Raw genomic sequence first — 20,920 nt, forward strand, 5'->3', positions numbered from 1 at the left:
CCCGCCCGCCTGACGGCCCGGCGGTCAGGCGGGCCCCAGGACGACGCGCTCCCCGGCCAGCCGGGCCTCGGCGGCCTCCCGCAGGAACACCCCGAACACCGCCGGACGGGACTGCAGCAGCTCCAGCCGCCCGCCGTCCACCACGGCCAGCGAGCGGGCCAGGTACAGGCCGAGGCCGGTGCCGCGGCCGCCGCTGACGCTGCGTTCGAAGATCCGCGGCTCCAGCTCCGGCGGGATCCCCGGCCCCTCGTCGCCGACCTCCACCACGACCGAGCTGGCGCCCGGCTTGGTGTGCACGGTGACGGTGCCGGCGCCGTGCATCAGCGAGTTGTCCAGCAGCGTCGCGACGATCTGCGACAGCCCCTCGGGGTTGGTCATGCCGACCAGGCCCTGCTCGCCGACGATCCGCACGTCCCGGCCGTCCCGCCGGAAGATCGGCCGCCACTCCTCCACCTGCTGGCGGATGATGTCGTCGATCGGGGACGCGACGGCGCCGCCGGTGCGGTCGTGCCGGGCGCGGGCGAGCAGCTGCTCGACGACGGCGACGAGCCGCTCGGTCTGCGCGACGGCCGCGGCGCCCTCCTCCCGGACGACGTCGGGGTAGTCGGCGGCCTCGATCATCTCCTCCAGCCGCATGGACAGCGCGGTCAGCGGGGTGCGCAGCTGGTGCGAGGCGTCGGCGGCGAACTCGCGGCTGGAGGCGAGCAGGTCGGCGATGCGGACGGCGCTGCGGTCCAGCACCTCGGCGACCCGGTCGACCTCCGGGATGCCGTAGCGGCGCCGGCGCGGCCGGGCGTTGCCGGTACCGAGCCGGTCGGCGGTCTCGGCGAGGTCCTGCAGCGGCAGCGTCAGCTTGCGGGCCTGGACCATCGCCAGGCCGACCGTGACGGCGACGCCGAGCAGCGCGAGGCTGCCGATGAGCAGCAGCAGCCGCAGCTCCCGGTCCTTCAGCTGCGAGGCGGGCCGCGACATCCGCACCCGCACGCCCTGCCCGGACGCGGCGGCGGTGAGCCGCCGCGCGCCCTGCGCGGGACGCGGCCCCGCCTCGACGGCGCGGCCGTCCGGCAGGGTCACCGCGATGTACCGCCCGGGGTACTCCCGCGCGATCGCGGCGCCGGTGACGGGCTGGCGCGCCTCGAGCGTGTAGGCGACGCCGCCGGCGATGGCGGACGCCTCCCGGTCGAGGGACTGCCCGGCCTCCTCGTAGATGAGCTTGTGGGCGGCGTAGGCGAGGGGTATGCCGAGCAACAGGATCGCGACCACCGCCACCGCGAGCGTCGACAGGAGGAGTCGGCGCCTCATCTGGGCTCCTTATGGTGGGGCCACGCCCGGGCGGGGCGCCCCGGGCCTCTCGGGAAGGCCCGGGGGCTGACCGCGCGGCCGTGGCGGCCGGTTGGGGCCTGTCAGTCGCCGCGTTCGAACCGGAAGCCGACGCCCCGCACCGTGGTGATGTAGCGGGGGCTGCCGGCGTCGTCGCCGAGCTTGCGGCGCAGCCAGGAGATGTGCATGTCGAGGGTCTTGGTGGAACCCCACCAGTTGGTGTCCCACACCTCGCGCATGATCTGTTCGCGGGTCACGACCTTGCCGGCGTCCCGGACCAGGACGCGCAGCAGGTCGAACTCCTTGGTGGTCAGCTGCAGCTCCTGGTCGCCCATCCAGGCGCGGCGCGACTCGGCGTCGATCCGCACCCCCTGGACGATCGGGGTCTCGGTGCTGCCGCGGCGCAGCAGCGCGCGGACCCGGGCGAGCAGCTCGGCCAGCCGGAACGGCTTGGTGACGTAGTCGTCGGCGCCCGCGTCGAGGCCGACGACGGTGTCGACCTCGTCGGCCCGGGCGGTGAGGATCAGGATGGGCACTCCATGCCCCTCGGCACGGACCCGGCGGGCCACCTCCAGGCCGTCCAGCTCGGGCAGGCCGAGGTCGAGGACAATGAGATCAACGCCGCCCCCGAGCGCCCGCTCCAGCGCCTGCGGGCCGTCGGGGCTGACTTCGACGGTGTACCCCTCGCGACGCAGCGCGCGGGCGAGAGGCTCGGAGATGGACGTGTCGTCCTCGGCGAGCAGTACTGAGGTCATGAACCGATCGTATGACCATTCTTGAACGTTTCCCGGGTGCCGCCGCGCTCTTGACCTGCGGTTTGCCACTCGTAGTACATCCTCGAACACCCATCAACCGGGGGGAAGCGGGACCAAGCCGGGCATCGCGCCTCCGGCCCCGGTCCGCCGGGCGTCCGGCGCGGTGCCGCGGACGGTCACTCCACGACCGCCGCCGACGCTCCGGGGAGGGCCAGGACCGGCGAGTTGGAATCGCCGTTGACGCCGGTTTCCATCCGTATTGCCGGATCCGAGGCGAGCAGCACCCGGCCCGCGGCCCCAGGCAGCGGGAGCCGGACGGGCTCCTCCCCCAGGTTCGCCGCGATGCGCACGGCGCCGCGCCGCAGCGTCAGCCAGCGCCCCGTCCCGGCCTCGCCGTCGCCGGTCTCGACCGACACCGCCGCCAGCCGCGGGTCGTTCAGCTCGGGCCGTTCGCGGCGCAGCTCGATCAGCGACCGGTGCCAGTCCAGCAGGCCGGTGTGCGGCTCCTTGGCGGGCTCGTCCCAGTCGAGGACGGACCGCCGGAAGGTTTCCACAGCCTGTGGATCGGGGACCTCGCCGCTCCAGCCGTGCCGGGAGAACTCCCTGCGCCGCCCCTCGCTGACGGCCCGCGCCAACTCCGGGTCCCGGTGGTCGGTGAAGTAGCACCAAGGGGTGGACGCGCCCCATTCCTCGCCCATGAACAGCATCGGCGTGAACGGCGCCAGCACGAGCAGCGCCGCGCCCACCTTGAGCAGTCCAGGGGGCAGCCCATTCCCGGCGAGGACGGCGCCTATACGGTCCCCTGCGCCTCTGTTACCGACCTGGTCGTGGTTCTGCAGAAAACCGAGGAACCGGTGCGCGGGCATCATTTCGACGTCCACGGGACGCCCATGGCGGTGCCCCCGGTAGGTCGACATCGTCCCGTCGTGGACGAACACCTTGGTCAACGCCTTCTTGAGGGTTTCCATGGAACCGAAGTCGCAGTAATAGCCCTGCCGTTCCCCGGTCAGCGCGGCATGCAGCGCATGGTGGAAATCGTCGCTCCACTGCGCGTCGAGCCCGTATCCGCCCGCTTCCCTGGACGTGACAAGGCGCGGGTTGTTCAGATCGGATTCCGCTATGAGGAACAGCTCACGCCCCACGTGCGCGGACAACGCCGATACCGCGGCCGCCATCTCTTCCAGAATGTGGACGGCGCTGTGGTCGGTGATGGCGTGGACGGCGTCCAGCCGCAGCCCGTCGAAGTGGTAGTCGCGCAGCCACATCAACGCGTTCTCTATCGCGAAGGCACGAACCTCGTCCGAGCCGTCCTGGTCGAAGTTGACCGCGTCGCCCCAAGGAGTGCTGTGCGCGCTGGTGAAGTAAGGGCCGTAGTCGCCCAGGTGGTTACCGTCGGGCCCGAGATGGTTGTAGACGACGTCCAGTACGACGGCGAGGCCGCGTGCATGGGCGGCGTTAACGAAACGCTTCAGCCCGTCCGGACCGCCGTACGGCTCGTGGGGTGCCCATAGGCAGGCGCCGTCGTACCCCCATCCGTGGCGTCCTGGAAAGGACGCCAGGGGCAGAAGCTCCACCGCGTCGATTCCGAGGGTGACGAGATGGTCGAGCCTCTCGATCGCCGCGTCGAACGTCCCTTCCAGAGTGAACGTGCCGACGTGCATCTCGTACAGGACGCTTCCGGGCAGCGGGCGTCCACGCCATTGCCCGTCGGTCCAGTCGAACCTGCCGTGCTCGTAGACGCGGCTGGGCCCGTGCACGCCGTCCGGCTGCCACAGGGAACGCGGGTCGGGGAGGGGCTCGGCGGCGCCGTCCAGGGCGAAGCCGTAGTCGGTTCCGTGCCCGGCGGTGGCGACCTCGGCCGCCCACCAGCCGGACCGCCCCTCCGCCCGCGCCATGGGATGCCGGTCGCCGGCGATGACGACGTCGACCTGCCGGGCCTCGGGGGCCCAGACCTCGAAACGCTTACTCACCTGTCGATCTCCCGGGGGACGATCAGCGCGACGGGCAGATGCGCGAACACGGAGGCGGCGTCCAGGCGCGGACCCCAGTGCGTGACGCCGGTCAGGACGTCGCGCCAGCCCTGCCGGCCGACGTCCACCTCCGTTCCGGTCCAGCCGCCCCGGCGCTCCAGGCCGGCCGGCAGCCGGGTGGCGAGCGCGACGGCGCCGCCGCGCCGGAACGCCACGACGTGGTCGGCGGCGGGCCCCATCGTCGGGACGGGCTCGTGGCCCGCCGCGGGGCCGAACCACTCGGGGTTCGACCGGCGCAGCCGCAGCGTCCGCGACGTCAGCAGCAGCTTCTCGTCGTCGGCGTCCTTGGGCGGGCGGCCGGTGTCGAGCCGGTTCAGCCGCTCGCGGCGCCGCCCGTAGTCCACCGGCCGCCGGTTGTCGGGGTCGACGAGCGCCAGACCGGTCAGCTCGCAGCCCTGGTAGACGTCGGGGACGCCCGGCATCGCCAGCTGGACGAGCTTCTGCCCCAGCGCGTTCACCCGCGCGTACGGTTCGAGCCGCGCGATGAAGGCGGTGACGTCGGCGACCAGGTCGGGGTCCTCCAGGACGCGCCGCGCATAGCCGAGGGCCGCGTTCTCGTAGGCGGAGTCCTCCTCCGCCCAGGACGTCCGCGTCTTGGCTTCGCGCATGGCCTTGACGAGGAACTCCTGCAGACGGTCGGCGGTGATCGGCCACGCGCCCACGAGCGTCTGCCAGAGCAGGTATTCCAGGTCGGGTTCCATCGGCGACTCGGCGGGGCCCGACCAGGAGCGCCACCGGTTCACCGCGTCGGCCCACTCCTCCGGCAGTTCCGACAGGACGGCCAGCCGCGCCCGCACGTCTTCCTGGCGCTTGGTGTCGTGCGTGGACAGCGTCGTCATCGTGGACGGCCAGTCCCGTGCGAGCCGGATGCAGTGCGCGTGGAAGTCGACCGGGCTCACGGAGAACCGTCCAGGGTCGCCGCCCACCTCGTTCAGCGCCGCCATGCGGTTCCAGCGGTAGAAGGCGGTGTCCTCCACGCCCTTCGCGGCCAGCGGCGCCGACGTCTGCTGGAACCTCACGATGAACTCGGGATCGGCCTTCTCGCCCCGTCCGAGCGCCAGGTCGACCACCGTTTCCAATGCCGGATGCAGATTCTCCGGCAGGTGCCCGCGCGCTCTCTGGGCGGCCTCGTGCAGGACGTCCACGGCCTGCGGCGGCGGGTTCTCACCGGGGACGACGTAGGCGCGGTAGACGGGCATCGCCACGAGCAGCTCCCGCAGGGCCCGTTCCAGGTCCGCGTCGCGCCGCCCCACGACGCGGGCGAGGACGCGCATCAGCCGGTCCATCTCCGGCTTCATGCCATGTGTCGCAGCGTGCAGGCGGGCGTCGTGCTCGACCTCCTCGAAGGCCGCCGGGCCGCCGGTCAGGGACACGTAGAGGTCGGTGAGCGGCTTCTCCCCGGCCGGGTCGACGAACAGGCCGCCGATCATGCCGAGCGAGTCGTAGCCGGTCGTGCCCGCGCACGGCCAGTCCACCGGCAGCCGCTCCGCCCCCTCGGTGATCTTCTCCACCAGCAGCCAGCGGTCCGGCGCCGCGCCCGCGAGGCGGCGAAGGTAGCCGCGGGGGTCGGCGAGGCCGTCCGGGTGGTCGACGCGCAGGCCGTCCACCAGCCCCTGCCCGACCAGGCCGAGCAGCAGCGCGTGCGTCCGCTCGAAGACCTCCGGGTCCTCCTGGCGGAGACCGATCAGCCCCGAGATGTCGAAGAACCGGCGGTAGTTCGGCTCCCCCTGCCCCGGCAGGACGATCCGCCCGCCGCCCGCCTCCCACTCGACGTCGAACCACCTGGCGTACGGCGACGACGGCCCCTCCGCCAGGACGGCGTTGAGCGGCAGGTTCAGGTCGGGCGGCACCGGCACGGCCATGTGGTTCGGGACGAGGTCGACCAGCACCCGCAGCCCGTGCGCGCGGAACCGCTCCGCCATCGCGCCGAACGCCTCGGCGCCGCCCAGCTCGTCCGACAGCTTCGAGTGGTCGACCACGTCGTAGCCGTGCGTCGAGCCCGGCGCCGCCTGCAGGATCGGCGACAGGTACACGTGCGACACGCCCAGCGCCGCCAGGTAGGGGGCGAGCGCGGCGGCCTCGTCGAAGCCGAAGTGCTCGTCGGGCGTGCCGCGCAACTGGAGCCGGTACGTGCCGGACGGGGGCTCGGCCTGCTCGGGGGGAACGGCGTCAGAACCGGCGTCAGACACGGCGCAGCACCTGGATGGAGCGGGCGGCGACCCGCACGGACTCTCCGGCCTTCACCACGGGGGACTCCTCCTCGGCGAGCAGCGGGTCGGCCGTGTCGAGCACCTTGGCCCACATCTGCCCGTAGGCGACGGGCGGCAGGGTGAACGTCAGCTCCCCGTCGTGCGCGCTGATCAGCAGCATGAACGAGTCGTCGCGCACCTGCCGGCCGCGCCGGTCGGGCTCGCCGATCGCCTCGCCGTTCAGGAACACGTTCAGCGACTTGTTGAACCCGGCGGACCAGTCCTCGTCGGTCATCTCGGCGCCGCCGGGGGTGAACCACACCAGGTCGGGCAGCGCGTCGGGCTCGCCGCCGCGCGCCGTCGACAGCCGGTCGCCGACGAAGAACCGGCGGCGCCGGAACACCGGATGGTCGGTCCGCAGCTTCGACAGCCGCCGGACGAAGTCGAGCAGCGGCCCGCGCTCGTCGAAGAACGTGTCATCGCGCAGGCCGGTCCAGTCGACCCAGGAGATCTCGGTGTCCTGGCAGTAGGCGTTGTTGTTGCCGCCCTGCGTGCGGCCCAGCTCGTCGCCGTGCAGCAGCATCGGGACGCCCTGCGACAGGAACAGCGTGGTCAGGAAGTTGCGCTTCTGCCGCTCGCGCAGCGTGATGATCTCCAGGTCGCCGACCTCGCCCTCGTGGCCGCAGTTCCACGAGCGGTTGTCGTCGCTGCCGTCCCGGTTGCCCTCGCCGTTGGCGTCGTTGTGCTTGCCGTTGTACGACACCAGGTCGTGCAGGGTGAACCCGTCGTGGCAGGTCACGAAGTTGATCGAGGCGATCGGGCGGCGGCCGTCGTCGGCGTACAGGTCCGACGACCCGGTGAGCCGGGACGCGAAGCCGGGCAGCGCGCCCGGCTCCCCGCGCCAGTAGTCGCGCATGGTGTCGCGGTACTTGCCGTTCCACTCGGTCCACAGCGGCGGGAAGTTGCCGACCTGGTAGCCGCCCTCCCCGATGTCCCAGGGCTCGGCGATCAGCTTGACCTGCGAGACCACCGGGTCCTGCTGGACGAGGTCGAAGAACGCCGACAGCCGGTCCACCGCGTGCAGCTCGCGGGCCAGGGTCGCCGCCAGGTCGAAGCGGAACCCGTCCACGTGCATCTCCGTCACCCAGAACCGCAGCGAGTCCATGATCAGCTGCAGGACGTGCGGGCTGCGCATCAGCAGGCTGTTGCCGGTGCCGGTGGTGTCCATGTAGTAGCGCTGGTCGCCGTCGGTGAGCCGGTAGTACTGGGCGTTGTCGATGCCCCGGAACGACAGCGTCGGCCCGAGGTGGTTGCCCTCGGCGGTGTGGTTGTAGACCACGTCGAGGATCACCTCGATGCCCGCCTCGTGCAGCGCCTTCACCATCGCCTTGAACTCCAGCACCTGCTCGCCGCGCTCCCCGGAGGAGGAGTACTCGCCGTGCGGCGCGAAGAAGCCGATGGTGTTGTAGCCCCAGTAGTTGCGCAGCCCCCGCTGGATCAGCGCGTCGTCGTGGACGAACTGGTGCACCGGCATCAGCTCCACCGCCGTGACGCCGATCGACTTCAGATGGTCGATGATCACCGGGTGGGCGAGGCCGGCGTAGGTGCCGCGCAGCGGCGCCGGGATCTCCGGATGGCGGGCGGTGAGCCCCTTGACGTGCGCCTCGTAGATCACCGTCTCGTGGTAGGGGATCCGGGGCGGGCGGTCGTCGCCCCAGTCGAAGTACGGGCTGACCACCACCGAGCGCATGGTGTGCGCGGCCGAGTCCATGTCGTTGCGCGACCAGGGGTCGCCGAACCGGTAGCCGAAGCACGACTCGTCCCAGTCGACGCGTCCCTCGATCGCCTGCGCGTAGGGGTCGAGCAGCAGCTTGGCCGGATTGCACCGCTGCCCGCTCGGCGGGTCGTACGGGCCGTGCACCCGGAATCCGTAGCGCCTGCCCGGCATCACCCCCGGCAGGTAGCCGTGCCAGACGAACGCGTCGACCTCAGGCAGCGCCAGCCGCGTCTCCTCTCCATCGCCCGTGGGTCCATCGAACAGGCAGAGCTCCACCCGCTCGGCCGCCTCGGAGAAGACGGCGAAGTTCGTTCCCGCGCCGTCGAACCGGGCTCCGAGGGGATACGCATCGCCCGGCCATACCTGTGCCACAAGTCCCGCCCTCCCGTCGTACCGACGGAAGCCCTTCCCCATGAGGGTTGAATCACACCGTTTGGGAGGCCACTGGCCAGATCGGACATCGTTGGGTTACCTTAGGGGAGCCTTACCTTAATGAGGGTGCCCTAAAGGGCCAGGTCAGGCACGTCGGTCCTGCTAGTCGCACGGAAGGTTCGTCACCGGATGTACGTCTGCGTCTGCAACGCGATCACGGAGGACGACGTGCACGGCTGCCTCGCCGGCGGCGGCTGCGGCACGGCCAAGGAGGTCAAGGCGGCCTGCGGCTTCAAGCCCGGCTGCGGCTCCTGCACCAAGCGGCTGCACGCCATGGTCAGCGAGTACCGCACCGCGAGCGAGCTCGCGGACGCCCTGACCGGCGGCCCGATGCCCCTCGCCGCCGTGCCCGACGCACCCGACGCACCCGGCGCGCCCGTCCTTCCGGGCGCCGTGGAGCGGCCCGCCGCGGACGCGGCCGTCCCGCCCGCCGAGAGGGGAACCGCGCCGCCCACCGCCGCCTGAGCCGCCCGCGCCTCCCCGCACGGCCCGCCACCGGCCGGCGAACACGCGCCGCTGCGGCGGTTGCCGCTGCCCACTGTGGAAGCATGAGGCGCATGGAAGGCGACAAGGACATCATCGCGCTGCTCAACGAGCAGCTCACCGCGGAACTGACGGCCATCAACCAGTACTTCCTGCACTCCAAGATGCAGGAGAACTGGGGCTTCACCCGCATAGCGAAGCACACCCGCGACGAGTCGATCGACGAGATGCGGCACGCCGAGCGGCTCACCGACCGGATCCTGTTCCTGGAGGGCCTGCCGAACTACCAGAAGCTCGGCACCCTGCGGATCGGCCAGACGGTGGTCGAGCAGCTCAAGGCCGACCTGGAGGTCGAGATGGAGGCCGTCGCGCGGCTGCGGCCCGGCATCGAGCTGATGCGCTCGCGCGGCGACGTCACCTCCGCGCGGATCTTCGAGGACATCCTCGCCGACGAGGAGTACCACATCGACTACCTGGAGACCGAGCTGAGCCTCGTCCAGGCGCTCGGCGAGCAGAACTACCTGCAGCGCCTCACCGACGCTCCCGGCGAGGAGATCAGCAAGCCGGCGTGACCCGCCGCGCGGCGGCTACCGGCCGCCGCCGCCCGGCGGCCCGTCCTGGGGAAGCGGCGCGCGGCGCAGCACGTACGGCTGCACGATGCCGAGCCCCTGGACGGGCCGCCGGACGATCCGGGTGATCCGGTAGGCCGGCTCGTTCTCCAGCCGCGCCGCCAGCTCGCGGTCGATCACCACCGAGCCCGGCCGGGCCAGCGACGTCAGCCGCGCCGCCAGGTTCACCGTGGTGCCGAACACGTCACCCATCAGTGGCAGCACCGGCCCGTGCGCCACCCCGACCCGCACGTCCGGCACCTCCGTCTCGTCCTGGATCGCCGCCGCGATCGTCAGCGCGATCTCCGCGCCGACCGTCGGCGACTCGGTGCTGAACAGCACCTCGTCGCCCAGCGTCTTCACCAGCCGGCCGCCGCACGCGGCGATGATGTCGGCGGCGGTCTCCTCGAACCACTCCACCACCCGGGCCAGCTCGATCTCCTCCAGCTCCCGGCTGACCTGCGTGAACGACACCATGTCCGCGAACCCGACGGTGGCCAGCGGGCGGCCCGCCGGCTCCCCGTCCTCGCGGGTCGCCGCCGCGGCGATCGCCCGCGTCCCCGCCGCGGCCAGCTGCCGCCGCCAGGCGTGCACGACCAGCGGCTCGAACTCCTCGATGTGCTTGTCGGCGATCTCCACGATCGTGCCGACCGCCTCCGCGGAGGGCGCCTCGTTCGGATCCGGCGCGATCATCTCCTTCATCAGGCTGACCTGCCACTCCGCCAGCCGCGTCATGGTCTGCCCGAACGCCCGGATGAGGCGGATCACGCCGTCCTCGTCGAGCACGCCCTCCTCCATGAGGCGGCGGATCCGGCACAGCGCCGCCACGTCGCCCTCGGTGTAGGCGACCGCGTCGTCGGGCATCGACGGGTACCCGAACGCGCGCCACAGCCGCCCGGTGAACTCCCGCGACACCCCCGACAGCCGGACGGTGTCGACGCGCGTGTAGCGGAGCTCGCCACCGAGGAGCAGCTCCTCGATCTCCTTCGGATCCGGCAGTCCGCGCGCCATCTTCCGCCCCTCAGTCCGCCGGCGCGCGGGACCCCCGCCGCCGGCGTCGTGGATCGGTACCCCCCATATCGTTGCAGATCCGGCGTGACGCAGCGCACCGACCTGCGGTGTTCACCGGACGTGCACCACGTCGCCGGCGTTCACCGCGACGTCCCCGCCCGGACCCTCCACCACCAGCCGGCCCGACCCGTCCACGTCCCGCGCGGTGCCCTCCAGCGCCCGCTCCGCGGGCAGCTCCACCCGGACGCGGCGGCCGAGCGTCGCGCACAGGTCCTTGTAGGCGGTGCGCAGCCCGCTGGACTCCGGATCGCCGCCGAGCATCGCCCACTCGCCGTACCAGGTCCGCATCTCGCGCAGGATCGCGCGCAGCAGCGGGGCCCGGTCGGTGAGCGGCGCGCCTTCGATCGCCAGCGACGTCGCGGTCGGCACCGGCAGCTCGTCCTCGCGCAGCCCCACGTTCAGGCCCACGCCGACGATCAGCGCGCCGTCGACCTTCTCGGCGAGGATGCCGGCGAGCTTGCGGTCCCCGACCAGCAGGTCGTTCGGCCACTTCAGCCGGGCGTCCACGGTCACGTCGCCGTCCGCGCCGCCGAAGAACCGGTCGCCCGACTCGCCGAACGCGGTCATCCGCCGGACCGCCGTGGCGACCGCGACGCCCGTCAGCAGCGGCAGCCAGCCGAGCAGCGGCACCGGTACCGAGGGCCGCAGCAGCATCGAGAACATCAGCCCCGAGCGCGGCGGCGCCGTCCAGGACCGGCCGAGCCGCCCCCGTCCCGCCGTCTGCAGCTCCGTCACCAGCACCGTCCCCTCCGGCGCCCCCTCGCGGGCGCGGGCGGCGAGGTCGGCGTTGGTCGACCCGGTCTCCGGCACGACGCGCACCTCGCGCCACAGCCCGCCGTCCTGGACGAGCGCGCGCTGCAGCGCCGCCTCGTGCAGCGGCGGGCGGTCGAGGTCCCCATAAGACGATTCGCTCACCCGTCCATCCAACCCCACCGGCCCCCGCTCCCTCCGCCCCGCCACCCGCCGTTAGGGTTCGCGGCATGGATGGTGTGACGCTGCGGCGCGACGGGCACGTCGCGGAGATCGTGCTGGACCGGCCCGAGGCCCTCAACGCCCTGTCGACGGCGATGGCGCGGCGGCTGGCCGCGGTGTGCGCGGAGGTCGCGGCGGACGCGTCCGTCCGCGCGGTGGTGCTGAGCGCGGCCGGCGAGAAGGCGTTCTGCGTCGGCGCGGACCTCAAGGAACGCAACGGGATGAGCGACGAGGAGCTCCTCGCGCAGCGGCCGGTCTTCCGCGCGGCGTTCGGCGGCGTGCTGAACCTGCCGCAGCCGGTGATCGCGGCGGTGCACGGGTACGCGCTGGGCGGCGGCTGCGAGTTCGCGCTGTCGGCCGACCTGATCGTGGCGGACGAGTCGGCGGTGTTCGGGCTGCCCGAGGTGAGCGTCGGCCTCGTCCCCGGCGGCGGCGGGACGCAGCTGGCGCTGCGCAAGCTCGGCCCCGGCAGGGCCGCCGACCTGGTGTTCACCGGCCGCCGCCTCGGCATCGAGGAGGCTCTGGAGTACGGCCTCGCCGACCGGAAGGTGCCCGCCGGGACGGTCCGCGAGGAGGCGCTCGGCATCGCCGAGGTGATCGCGAAGAACTCCCCCACGGCCGTCCGCGCCGCCAAGCGCGCCCTGCGCCTCGGCGCCGGCGTCCCGCTGGAGGCGGGCCTCGACCTGGAGGACAACGCCTGGCGCACGGTCGCGTTCTCCGCCGACCGCCGCGAGGGCATCGCCGCGTTCAACGACAAGCGCAAGCCGAACTGGCCGAGCTAGACCCACGGACGCGCGGGGTCAGGGGCAGGTGACGCAGGTGCGGGCTGTGGGGCGGGCAACCAGGCGCGCTTCCGCGATCGGGCCGCCGCAGCGTTCGCAGGTTCCATAGGCGCCGGCGGCGAGGCGGCGGAGCGCGTCCTCGATCTCGGCCAGGTGCGTCTGGGCGCGGGTGAGGGACGCCTCGATCCGGGCGCGTTCGAAGGCGATGGTGGCGCCCTCCGGGTCGTGCTCGTCGTCGGCGTTGCTCTGCGCCGACGCCTCGACGACGCCGTCCCAGTCGCGGCGCAGCGACGCCAGGAGTTCCAGCGTGCCCGCGCGGTCCGCGATCAGGCGTTCCTCCGCTGTGGTCACACCGCGTTCAACGTTCCCCGCGCGCGGCCCGATTCCTCAGCCCAGCGGTTTGGCCATGTGGACGACGTTGCGGCCCTTGAGGGTCTCGCGGCCGGTCTCGCGGTAGCCGAGGCGCTCGTAGCGGGCGATGTTGCCGGTCATCCGCTCGTTCGTGATCAGCCGCAGGCGGGGCAGGCCGAGGTCGCGGGCACGGGCCTCGGCGAACGCCAGGAGGCGCTTGCCGACGCCCGTGCCGTGCAGGTCCGGGTCCACGGCCACGTTGTCGACCAGCAGGACGCCGTCCTCGGGGACCAGGACGATCAGGCCGTCCGGGCCGGGGCCGGTCACGAACACCTGCCCGGCGCCGATCCGCGCGGCGTAGTCGTCGTCCAGGGGCATGGGAGGCGTGCCGATAATCTCTGCCCAGGGCGCGTAGGCGGCCTGGACGATCTCCTCGACGCGCGGCCGGTCGGCGGCCGTCGCGGGCCTGACCTCCGCCATCAGCCGGTGTTCTGCAGGCCGGCGGCGACGCCGTTGACCGACAGCAGCAGCAGCGCCTCGAGGTGGCTGCGCTCCTCCTCGTCGGTGACGTCCCCGGCGCGCAGCGCGGTGAGGGCGCGCAGCTGGAGGTGGGAGAGCGCGTCCACGTAGGGGTTGCGCAGCTCGACGGCGCGCGACAGCACGCGGCGGTTCTCCAGCAGCCGCTCGTGGCCGGTGACCGCGAGGACGAGCCGCCGGGTGCGGTCGTACTCGGCGAGGACCGCCTCCGACAGCTCGGGGCGCTCGCCGAGGGCCAGGTACCGTTCGGCGATCGCCCGGTCGGACTTGGCGAGGCTCATCTCGGCGTTGTCGAGCAGCGTGTTGAACAGCGGCCAGGCCTCGTAGGCCTCGCGCAGCTCGCCGAGGTCGCGGCCGTCGCCGGAGACGGCCGCGAGGCCGCTGCCGAGGCCGTACCAGCCGGGCAGGTTCACGCGGGTCTGCGTCCAGGCGAACACCCAGGGGATGGCGCGCAGGTCCTCCAGGCCGCGGGCGGCCTTGCGGCGCGCCGGGCGCGACCCGATCCGCAGCTCGGCGATCTCCTCCAGTGGGCTGACGCGGGCGAACCAGGCGGCGAACCCGTCGGTCTCGATCAGCGACCGGAACGCGTCCTTGGCCGCCTCGCCGATCTTGTCGGCGAGCGGGCGGAACCGCGCCGCGGCCTCGCGGGCGCGCTCCTGCACGGCGTCGGTCGAGGCCAGCAGCACGGCGCTGGTGACCTGCTCGATGTGCCGCTCGGCGATCTCGGTGCGGCCGTACCGGGCGAAGATCACCTCGCCCTGCTCGGTGACCTTGAAGCGGCCCGCGACCGAGCCGGGCGCCTGCGCGAGGATCGCCCGGTTGGCGGGGCCGCCGCCGCGGCCGAGGGACCCGCCGCGGCCGTGGAACAGCGTCAGCGTGATGCCGTTGCGGACCGCCCACGCGGCGAGCGCCTCCTGCGTGTCGTACAGCCGCAGGGTGGCGCTGGCCGGGCCGAGCTGCTTGGCGGAGTCGGAGTAGCCGAGCATGACCTCCATGCGGCGGCCGGTGTCGTCCAGCCGCCGCCGGACGGCCGGGATCTCCAGCATCCCCTCCAGCACCGACGGGGCGCGCTCCAGGTCCTCGCCGGTCTCGAACAGCGGGATGACGTCGAGGACGGGCGCGCCGTCGCCGAGGGACGCGGCCAGCTCGTGGACGTTCGCCATGTCCTGCGCGGAGCGGGTGAACGACACGATGTAGCGGTGGCAGGCGCGCACCCCGAAGCGCTTCTGGATCCACGCGACGACCCGGAGGGTCTCCAGGATCTCCTCGGTCATCTCCGACAGCTCGCCGCCCGCGCGCACCTCGGCGAGGGCCTTCTCGTGCAGCTCGGAGTGCTGGCGGATCTCCAGCTCGGCGAGGTGGAAGCCGAACGTCTCGACCTGCCAGATCAGCTGCTGGACGCGCCCGTACGCCTGCCGGACGGCCCCCGCGGCGGCCAGCGACTCCTGGACGGTCCGCAGGTCGGCGAGCAGCTCCTCCGGGTCGCCGTAGGCGAGGTCGGCGTCGCGCTCGCGGGTCGCGGCGATCCGGTTCGCCGTGTACAGCAGGAACTGGCGGTGCGGCTCGCCCGGCGACCGCTTGGCGCCCTCGGCGAGCCGGGACGGGTGCGCGGTGCGGGCGGCGGCGAGCGCGTTGCGCAGCGCCTCGGACGCGGGCGTCGTCGACTCGTGGACGGTCAGCTCCCGGCCGATCCGCGCGCACGCGGTCTCCAGCGCGCGCAGCACGTGGTCGGCCTGGATCATGATCGCGTCGCGGGTGACCTGCGCGGTGACGTAGGGGTTGCCGTCCCGGTCGCCGCCGATCCAGCTGCCGAACCGCAGGTAGGGGCGGGCCTTCGGCGGCCGGGTGCCGGTGTCCTCGCCGTCCAGCGCCCGGTCCAGCGCCCGGTAGACGTGCGGGACGACCCGGAAGATCGTCTCGTCGAACGCGGCCATCGCGGTGCGGACCTCGTCCAGCGGGTCCATCTGGGCGCCGCGGCGCAGCGCCGTCCGCCACAGCAGGTCGATCTCCTCGCGCAGCCGCCGCTCGGTCTCCTCCCGCTCGCTCGCGCCCTGCCCGGCGTTCAGCGCGGTCAGCAGGTCGCTGATCCGCTGGATCGCGGTGACGACGGCGCGGCGGCGCGCCTCGGTCGGGTGCGCGGTGAACACCGGCCGGAACTCCAGGCCGCCGATCACCTCGGCGAGCCGGTCGCCGCCCGCGGTGCTGGTCTTTTCGGTGCGGATCTCCTCGACCGCCGCCGCCACCGAGCCGGGAACGGTCCCGCCGGCGTCGCGCTCGCGCAGCGTCCGGACCCGGTGGTGCTCCTCGGCGAGGTTCGTCAGGTGGAAGTACACGGTGAACGCGCGGGCGACCTGCTCGGCGCGCTCCAGCGTCCAGCCGTCGACGATCGCCGCGACCGCGTCGGCGGACGTCTCGCCGCGCCGGGCCGCGATCACCGCGTGGCGCAGCCGCTCGACGTCGTCCAGCAGCCCCTGGCCGCCGTACTCCACGAGCCCGTCGCCGAGCATCGCGCCCAGGAGGCGGACGTCGCGGCGCAGCGGTTCGGGCATGTCCTGCCGGAGGATGTCTCGCGTCTTCGTAGCCACGCGCCCCAGCGTAACGAGCCCGGGTACGGCCGGGTTCATCCCGGTCAGCGGGCCCCGCCCGCATGGCCCGGGTCAGCGTCCGGTTACCCTGGCCCGCATGGCGATGGAAGCCCCTGAACCCGCGGTCGAGTACGACATCCACACGACGGCGGGAAAGATCGCGGACCTGGAACGACGCCGCTACGAGGCGGTGCACGCGGGCTCGGCGCGCGCCGTCGAGAAGCAGCACGCCAAGGGCAAGATGACGGCCCGGGAGCGGATCGACGCGCTGCTCGACCCCGGCTCGTTCGTCGAGTTCGACGAGATGGCGCGGCACCGGTCCACCAACTTCGGGATGGAGAAGAACCGGCCCTACGGCGACGGCGTCGTCACCGGGTACGGCACGGTCGACGGCCGGCAGGTCGCGGTCTTCAGCCAGGACTTCACGGTCTCCGGCGGATCCCTCGGCGAGGTGTTCGGCGAGAAGATCGTCAAGGTGATGGACCACGCGCTGAAGACCGGCTGCCCGATGATCGGGATCAACGACTCCGGCGGCGCGCGGATCCAGGAGGGCGTGGTCGCGCTCGGCCTGTACGCCGAGATCTTCAAGCGGAACGTGCACGCCTCCGGCGTGATCCCGCAGATCTCGCTGGTGCTCGGGCCCTGCGCGGGCGGCGCGGTGTACTCCCCGGCGATCACCGACTTCATCGTCATGGCCGACCAGACCTCGCACATGTTCATCACCGGGCCGGACGTCATCAAGACGGTCACCGGCGAAGAGGTGACCATGGAGGAGCTGGGCGGGGCGCACTCGCACAACTCCAAGTCCGGCGTCGCGCACTACAAGGCGTCCGACGAGGAGGACGCGTTCGAGTACGTCAAGGCGCTGCTGTCCTACCTGCCGTCCAACAACCTCGCGGACGCGCCCGCCTTCGAGGTGCCGGTCGACACCGCGGAGCTCGACGAGGAGCTCGACGCCCTCATCCCCGACTCCCCGAACCAGCCGTACGACATGCACACCGCGATCGAGCACGTGCTGGACGACGGCGAGTTCCTGGAGGTCCAGGAGCTGTACGCGCCGAACATCATCTGCGGGTTCGGCCGCGTCGAGGGGCACTCGGTCGGCATCGTCGCGAACCAGCCGATGCAGTTCGCCGGCACGCTCGACATCGACGCCTCCGAGAAGGCCGCCCGGTTCGTCCGCACCTGCGACGCGTTCAACATCCCGGTGCTGACGTTCGTGGACGTCCCCGGCTTCCTGCCCGGCACCGACCAGGAGTGGAACGGGATCATCCGGCGCGGCGCCAAGCTGCTGTACGCCTACGCCGAGGCGACCGTCCCGCTGGTCACCGTGATCACCCGCAAGGCGTACGGCGGCGCGTACGACGTCATGGGCTCCAAGCACCTCGGCGCCGACGTCAACCTGGCGTGGCCGACCGCGCAGATCGCCGTGATGGGCGCGCAGGGCGCGGTGAACATCCTGTACCGGCGCGAGCTGGCCGCCGCCGACGACCCCGACTCCCGCCGCGCCGAGCTGATCACCGAGTACGAGGACACGCTCGCCAACCCCTACGTCGCCGCCGACCGCGGCTACGTCGACGCGGTGATCAAGCCGTCGGAGACGCGCGGGCAGGTCGTCAAGGCTCTGCGGGCGCTGCGCGAGAAGCGCAAGACGCTGCCGCCGAAGAAGCACGGCAACATCCCGCTCTGACCCGCCGGACGGACGCCGTGCCGGGGCCGGGCCGCCGGGTCCGGCCCCGGACGCCGAGGAGGACCCGTGACCGCTGAAGACAAGCCGTTCCTGCAGGTGGTGCGGGGCGACCCGTCCCCCGAGGAGATCGCCGCGCTGGTCGCCGTGCTGACCGCGCGGGCCCGCGCCGCCGCCGCGGCCCGCTCCGGCGGCGAGCGCCGGACGTCCCGCTGGGCCGACCGGTCCCGGCTCGTCCGGGCCACCGCGTCCGGCGGCCTGCCGCCGCGCGCGCCGGGCGCCTGGCGGGCCAGCGCCCAGCCCCGCTGACCGCGCCCGCCGGGCCGCAGGTCCCGGTACCTGCGCGGAGGGCTCCGTCCCGCGTACGGGACGGCTGCGACGCGCCCGGGTCGCGTCCGATGTCACGCCCTATGGGGGGGTGTTGATGCCCCGGCGGGGAATGGCATCGGGCGACACGTAACCGTGGTTCGCGCCCAGCGGAGGTCTCCGCACGAATAAGGTGGAAGGCCATGGCCACCTCGGAGTTCGTCCCACAGCCCGCGCGCTACGCCATCTTCGTCGACGCGGGGTACCTTTACGCGGCCTCCGGGGCCCTGCTGCTCGGGTGCGGTTCCCGGCGCGAGTACCGGGTCGCCGCCGAACAGCTGATCAAGGCGCTGACCAGCCACGCCGACGACCAGCTGCTGGGCGAGCTGCTGCGCGTCTACTGGTTCGACGCGGCGCCGAAGAAGCAGCCCACGGTCGACCAGCGCGTGATCGCCAACCTGCCGCTGGTGAAGCTGCGGCTGGGCAACCTGAACGCGCAGGGCCAGCAGAAGGGCGTGGACGCCCAGCTGCGCGCCGACCTGGAGGCGCTCGCGCGGCACCGCGCGATCACCGATGCGGTCCTGCTGGCCGGCGACGAGGACATGCTGCCCGCCGTGGAGGCCGCGCAGCGCTACGGCGTCCGCGTGCACCTGTGGGGCGTGGAGCCCACGCACGGCTCCAACCAGGCCGAGTGGCTGGTGTGGGAGTCCGACCGGGTCGAGGTGCTGTCCGCCGACTTCCTGCGCCCCTACTTCACCAAGGCGAAGGTGCTGCCGGTGCCCGCGCCCGGCACCGCCGCCGCGGTCCGCGACGCGGCCGCCGCCGCGCACCGCACCTCGCCGGTCCCGTCGCCGTCGCAGGTGTTCGCGGGACGCCCCCCGGCGGTCAAGCCGGCGCCCGCCGCGGCCGTCCGCACCGCCGTGCCCGTCCCGGGCGGCACCCCGGTGACCCCGGCCACCGTGGCGGCCTCGATGAACGCGGCGTCCGCCGCCCAGTCCGACGGCCGGCTCGGCCCCGACCGCGACCACATGCTGGAGATCGGCGAGCACGTCGCCCAGAAGTGGATCTTCGAGCGGGGCCGCGACAACATCCGCGACCTGCTCCCCGGCCCGATCCTGCCGCCCGTCATCGACAAGGAGCTGCTGATCGAGGCGGAGAAGACGCTGGGCTCGTCGCTGCGCCCCTACCAGGAGGCCCGCACCTGGCTGCGGGACGGCTTCTGGGAGCGCGTCTACCGCGAGTTCGGCATCGGCTTCGGCAAGTCCGACTAGCCGGGTCCGCCCGGCCGCGTCCGACTAGCCGTCGCGCCACTCCCCGAGCCCGTGCCGCGCGACGTACTCGCGCGCCCGCCCCGCGAGCTCCGGGGAGGCGAACGGCTTGCGCTCCCCCACGACGACCAGCCGCAGCTCGCCGGAGGCCGGCTCGGTCCGCAGCCGCGCGACGTGCGGGGGAACGTCCGGGACCGCGGCCGGGTCGAACCGCACGTTCAGCGTCCGGACGCCCTTCGCCGGCACTAGCCCGAACGACCCGATCGCGGCGGCCGGCAGCAGGAACGACTCCTCCCGGCGGGAGATGAAAACACCGCCGGACGTGAGGGCCAGTCAGCCGATGGTCGCGGGGGCGCGGCGGGGCCTCCCGTCCTGCGGGAGCGGCGTTCCCGGCGGCGCGAAATGCGGGAGCTCCATCACCGCTCCGCCCGTTTCGTCCGTGCCCCGTGACTATGCCATCGGCCGTGCGGGCGGACGAAGCCGCTCGAGGGATGGACACGTTTGGTAATTATTCGGGCGCACTGTGTTGCGGGCGGGGTACAGTCGGCCGCCGTGATGGGAAGAGGCCGTGCCATGGGACGTCGCCGGACGCTGTTCGGCGCGCTCGCTCCGCTCATCGCGGCCGCGATGGTCTCGGGGTGCGAGTCGCCCGAGTTCTACCGGCCCGGTGAGGGTGGGGCGGACGAGCCGGTGGTGGGGCTCGGCGGGGCCGCGCCCTACGTGCGTCCCACGACGGCGGGGCCTAAGGCGGCGGATCCGCCGGGGGCGGTGCCGGTCGCGCCTGCGGGCGGACGGGTGTACGCGGCCACCGGGCCGGGGATGATCGCGCCGAGCGCGCGGGACATGCCGGCGCGGCTGTACGTCGCGGACGGGCACGGCATCGAGGTGATCGACCCGCGGACGATGCGCCCCGTCGGCCGGTTCGGCGCCGGCGCGGTGGCGTCGCAGGTCGTCCCGTCATGGGACATGCGGAAGCTGTGGATCGCAGACACCGTTCACGACGCGCTGGTGCCCGTGGGCGCGCGGTCGGGCGGGCGGGGGCGGCCGGTGCGGGTCGCCGACCCGGCCGGGCTGTACTTCACGCCGGACGGGCGGACGGCGCTGGTCGCGGCGGGGCGGCCGAGGCGGATCGAGGTCCGCGACCCGCGGACGATGCGGCCGAGAGCCGCGGTGCCGCTGCCGTGCGCGGCGGCGGACGGCGACTTCACGCTCGACGGGGCGTCCCTGGTGATGAGCTGCACGGCGGCGGGGGCACTGGTGCGGCTGGACGTGGCGGGGCGACGGGTCGCGGGCACGGTCCGGCTGCCGGCCGGGGCGCGGCCCGGCGACCTGCGGCTGTCCCCGGACGGCGGGACGTTCCTCGTCGCGGACGCGGCGCGCGGCGGGATCTGGGCCGTGGACGCGCAGACGTTCGCGGCCCGCGGGTTCGTCCGGACGGCGCCGGGCGCAAGGGGCCTGGCGATCAGCCGGGACGCGCGGCGGCTGTTCGTGTCGGGCGGCGGGACCCTGGCCGCCGTGGACTTCCGGACCCGCCGCGTCACCGCGCGGTGGCCGCTGCCGGGCGGCGGGAACACGGTCCCGGGCGGCGTGTCGTCGGACGGCCGGGCACTGTGGCTCGCCGACCCGGGCGGACTCGTCTACGCGGTGTCGACCAGGACGGGCCGGGTACTGCGGCACGCGCGGGTGAAGGGGCGTCCGGCGGGGCTGTGCGTGCATCCGCAGCCGGGCCGGTTCGCGCTGGGCGGCACCGGCCTCTACCGGTGACCG

The 20,920-nt window shown here is 73.3% G+C and carries 18 protein-coding genes; 7 read left to right on the top strand and 11 right to left on the bottom strand.

Going from position 1 to position 20,920, the window contains the following annotated elements:
* Positions 1 to 24: 24 nt before the first annotated feature.
* From QP089_RS10670 to glgX, 5 genes are all read right to left on the bottom strand, one after another.
* On the bottom strand, positions 25 to 1,302 hold the full coding sequence (locus tag QP089_RS10670; protein ID WP_285911335.1) for a sensor histidine kinase: 1,278 nt from the start codon (positions 1,300 to 1,302) through the stop codon (positions 25 to 27).
* A gap of 101 nt (positions 1,303 to 1,403) precedes the next feature.
* Positions 1,404 to 2,075: a response regulator transcription factor gene (locus tag QP089_RS10675; protein ID WP_019629095.1), complete on the bottom strand. Its 672-nt coding sequence runs from the start codon at positions 2,073 to 2,075 to the stop codon at positions 1,404 to 1,406.
* A 176-nt stretch (positions 2,076 to 2,251) separates the two neighbouring features.
* A complete protein-coding gene (treZ, locus tag QP089_RS10680) occupies positions 2,252 to 4,045 on the bottom strand; it encodes a malto-oligosyltrehalose trehalohydrolase (protein WP_285911336.1) in 1,794 nt (597 codons plus the stop codon).
* Positions 4,042 to 6,294, bottom strand: a complete 2,253-nt coding sequence (gene treY, locus QP089_RS10685) for a malto-oligosyltrehalose synthase (RefSeq protein WP_285911337.1) — start codon at positions 6,292 to 6,294, stop codon at positions 4,042 to 4,044. Before treY ends, treZ begins: the two co-directional genes overlap by 4 nt.
* Positions 6,287 to 8,443, bottom strand: a complete 2,157-nt coding sequence (glgX, locus tag QP089_RS10690; RefSeq protein ID WP_285911338.1) for a glycogen debranching protein GlgX — start codon at positions 8,441 to 8,443, stop codon at positions 6,287 to 6,289. The genes treY and glgX overlap by 8 nt, the downstream gene beginning before the upstream one ends.
* Positions 8,444 to 8,632: 189 nt before the next feature.
* Between glgX and QP089_RS10695 the strand changes: the two genes are divergently transcribed.
* Positions 8,633 to 8,968 (top strand): (2Fe-2S)-binding protein, encoded by a 336-nt coding sequence (locus tag QP089_RS10695; protein ID WP_285911339.1) that lies wholly within the window; start codon positions 8,633 to 8,635, stop codon positions 8,966 to 8,968.
* Positions 8,969 to 9,060: 92 nt separating this feature from the next.
* Entirely contained in the window at positions 9,061 to 9,558 is a 498-nt protein-coding gene (gene bfr, locus QP089_RS10700; protein ID WP_285911467.1) for a bacterioferritin, read from the top strand.
* A gap of 15 nt (positions 9,559 to 9,573) precedes the next feature.
* On the opposite strand, the gene QP089_RS10705 is transcribed toward bfr, so the two are convergent.
* On the bottom strand, positions 9,574 to 10,605 hold the full coding sequence (locus QP089_RS10705) for an adenylate/guanylate cyclase domain-containing protein (protein ID WP_285911340.1): 1,032 nt from the start codon (positions 10,603 to 10,605) through the stop codon (positions 9,574 to 9,576).
* 111 nt (positions 10,606 to 10,716) lie between these two features.
* A complete protein-coding gene (locus QP089_RS10710; protein ID WP_285911341.1) occupies positions 10,717 to 11,580 on the bottom strand; it encodes a biotin--[acetyl-CoA-carboxylase] ligase in 864 nt (287 codons plus the stop codon).
* A 65-nt stretch (positions 11,581 to 11,645) separates the two neighbouring features.
* Between QP089_RS10710 and QP089_RS10715 the strand changes: the two genes are divergently transcribed.
* Positions 11,646 to 12,419 (top strand): enoyl-CoA hydratase/isomerase family protein, encoded by a 774-nt coding sequence (locus QP089_RS10715; RefSeq protein WP_285911342.1) that lies wholly within the window; start codon positions 11,646 to 11,648, stop codon positions 12,417 to 12,419.
* A gap of 18 nt (positions 12,420 to 12,437) precedes the next feature.
* Here the strand turns inward: QP089_RS10715 and QP089_RS10720 are convergent, their stop codons facing one another.
* From QP089_RS10720 to QP089_RS10730, 3 genes are read right to left on the bottom strand one after another with little or no spacing between them, the layout of a single operon-like run.
* Complete coding sequence (locus QP089_RS10720) at positions 12,438 to 12,770, bottom strand: TraR/DksA family transcriptional regulator (RefSeq protein ID WP_285911343.1); 333 nt, start codon at positions 12,768 to 12,770, stop codon at positions 12,438 to 12,440.
* Between the two features lie 36 nt (positions 12,771 to 12,806).
* Positions 12,807 to 13,250 carry a GNAT family N-acetyltransferase gene (locus tag QP089_RS10725; protein WP_285911344.1) on the bottom strand — a complete coding sequence of 148 codons (444 nt, stop codon included), beginning with the start codon at positions 13,248 to 13,250 and terminating at the stop codon, positions 12,807 to 12,809.
* Positions 13,250 to 15,856 (bottom strand): phosphoenolpyruvate carboxylase, encoded by a 2,607-nt coding sequence (locus QP089_RS10730; protein ID WP_285911468.1) that lies wholly within the window; start codon positions 15,854 to 15,856, stop codon positions 13,250 to 13,252. Before QP089_RS10730 ends, QP089_RS10725 begins: the two co-directional genes overlap by 1 nt.
* A gap of 133 nt (positions 15,857 to 15,989) precedes the next feature.
* On the opposite strand from QP089_RS10730, the gene QP089_RS10735 reads away from it, so the two are divergent.
* The 3 genes from QP089_RS10735 to QP089_RS10745 all read left to right on the top strand — a co-directional run bounded on the left by QP089_RS10735 (position 15,990) and on the right by QP089_RS10745 (position 19,156).
* Positions 15,990 to 17,582 carry an acyl-CoA carboxylase subunit beta gene (locus tag QP089_RS10735; RefSeq protein ID WP_285911345.1) on the top strand — a complete coding sequence of 531 codons (1,593 nt, stop codon included), beginning with the start codon at positions 15,990 to 15,992 and terminating at the stop codon, positions 17,580 to 17,582.
* Positions 17,583 to 17,648: 66 nt separating this feature from the next.
* Positions 17,649 to 17,888 carry an acyl-CoA carboxylase subunit epsilon gene (locus QP089_RS10740; RefSeq protein WP_285911346.1) on the top strand — a complete coding sequence of 80 codons (240 nt, stop codon included), beginning with the start codon at positions 17,649 to 17,651 and terminating at the stop codon, positions 17,886 to 17,888.
* Between the two features lie 200 nt (positions 17,889 to 18,088).
* A complete protein-coding gene (locus QP089_RS10745) occupies positions 18,089 to 19,156 on the top strand; it encodes an NYN domain-containing protein (RefSeq protein WP_285911347.1) in 1,068 nt (355 codons plus the stop codon).
* A 24-nt stretch (positions 19,157 to 19,180) separates the two neighbouring features.
* Here the strand turns inward: QP089_RS10745 and QP089_RS10750 are convergent, their stop codons facing one another.
* Entirely contained in the window at positions 19,181 to 19,399 is a 219-nt protein-coding gene (locus QP089_RS10750; RefSeq protein ID WP_285911348.1) for a hypothetical protein, read from the bottom strand.
* A gap of 327 nt (positions 19,400 to 19,726) precedes the next feature.
* On the opposite strand from QP089_RS10750, the gene QP089_RS10755 reads away from it, so the two are divergent.
* Entirely contained in the window at positions 19,727 to 20,917 is a 1,191-nt protein-coding gene (locus QP089_RS10755; RefSeq protein WP_285911349.1) for a YncE family protein, read from the top strand.
* The last annotated feature ends 3 nt before the right edge of the window (positions 20,918 to 20,920 follow it).

The organism is Actinomadura opuntiae, from assembly GCF_030283205.1.
Taxonomy (GTDB): domain Bacteria; phylum Actinomycetota; class Actinomycetes; order Streptosporangiales; family Streptosporangiaceae; genus Spirillospora.

Bases quoted from the DNA above. Each gene is read 5' to 3' on its own strand.
- QP089_RS10715 (WP_285911342.1), top strand. From the start codon at position 11,646: ATGGATGGTGTGACGCTGCGGCGCGACGGGCACGTCGCGGAGATCGTG.
- QP089_RS10730 (WP_285911468.1), bottom strand. From the start codon at position 15,856: ATGCCCGAACCGCTGCGCCGCGACGTCCGCCTCCTGGGCGCGATGCTC.
- QP089_RS10705 (WP_285911340.1), bottom strand. From the start codon at position 10,605: ATGGCGCGCGGACTGCCGGATCCGAAGGAGATCGAGGAGCTGCTCCTC.
- QP089_RS10745 (WP_285911347.1), top strand. From the start codon at position 18,089: ATGGCCACCTCGGAGTTCGTCCCACAGCCCGCGCGCTACGCCATCTTC.
- QP089_RS10755 (WP_285911349.1), top strand. From the start codon at position 19,727: ATGGGACGTCGCCGGACGCTGTTCGGCGCGCTCGCTCCGCTCATCGCG.
- bfr (WP_285911467.1), top strand. From the start codon at position 9,061: ATGGAAGGCGACAAGGACATCATCGCGCTGCTCAACGAGCAGCTCACC.
- QP089_RS10735 (WP_285911345.1), top strand. From the start codon at position 15,990: ATGGCGATGGAAGCCCCTGAACCCGCGGTCGAGTACGACATCCACACG.
- QP089_RS10675 (WP_019629095.1), bottom strand. From the start codon at position 2,075: ATGACCTCAGTACTGCTCGCCGAGGACGACACGTCCATCTCCGAGCCT.
- QP089_RS10670 (WP_285911335.1), bottom strand. From the start codon at position 1,302: ATGAGGCGCCGACTCCTCCTGTCGACGCTCGCGGTGGCGGTGGTCGCG.
- QP089_RS10725 (WP_285911344.1), bottom strand. From the start codon at position 13,250: ATGGCGGAGGTCAGGCCCGCGACGGCCGCCGACCGGCCGCGCGTCGAG.
- QP089_RS10695 (WP_285911339.1), top strand. From the start codon at position 8,633: ATGTACGTCTGCGTCTGCAACGCGATCACGGAGGACGACGTGCACGGC.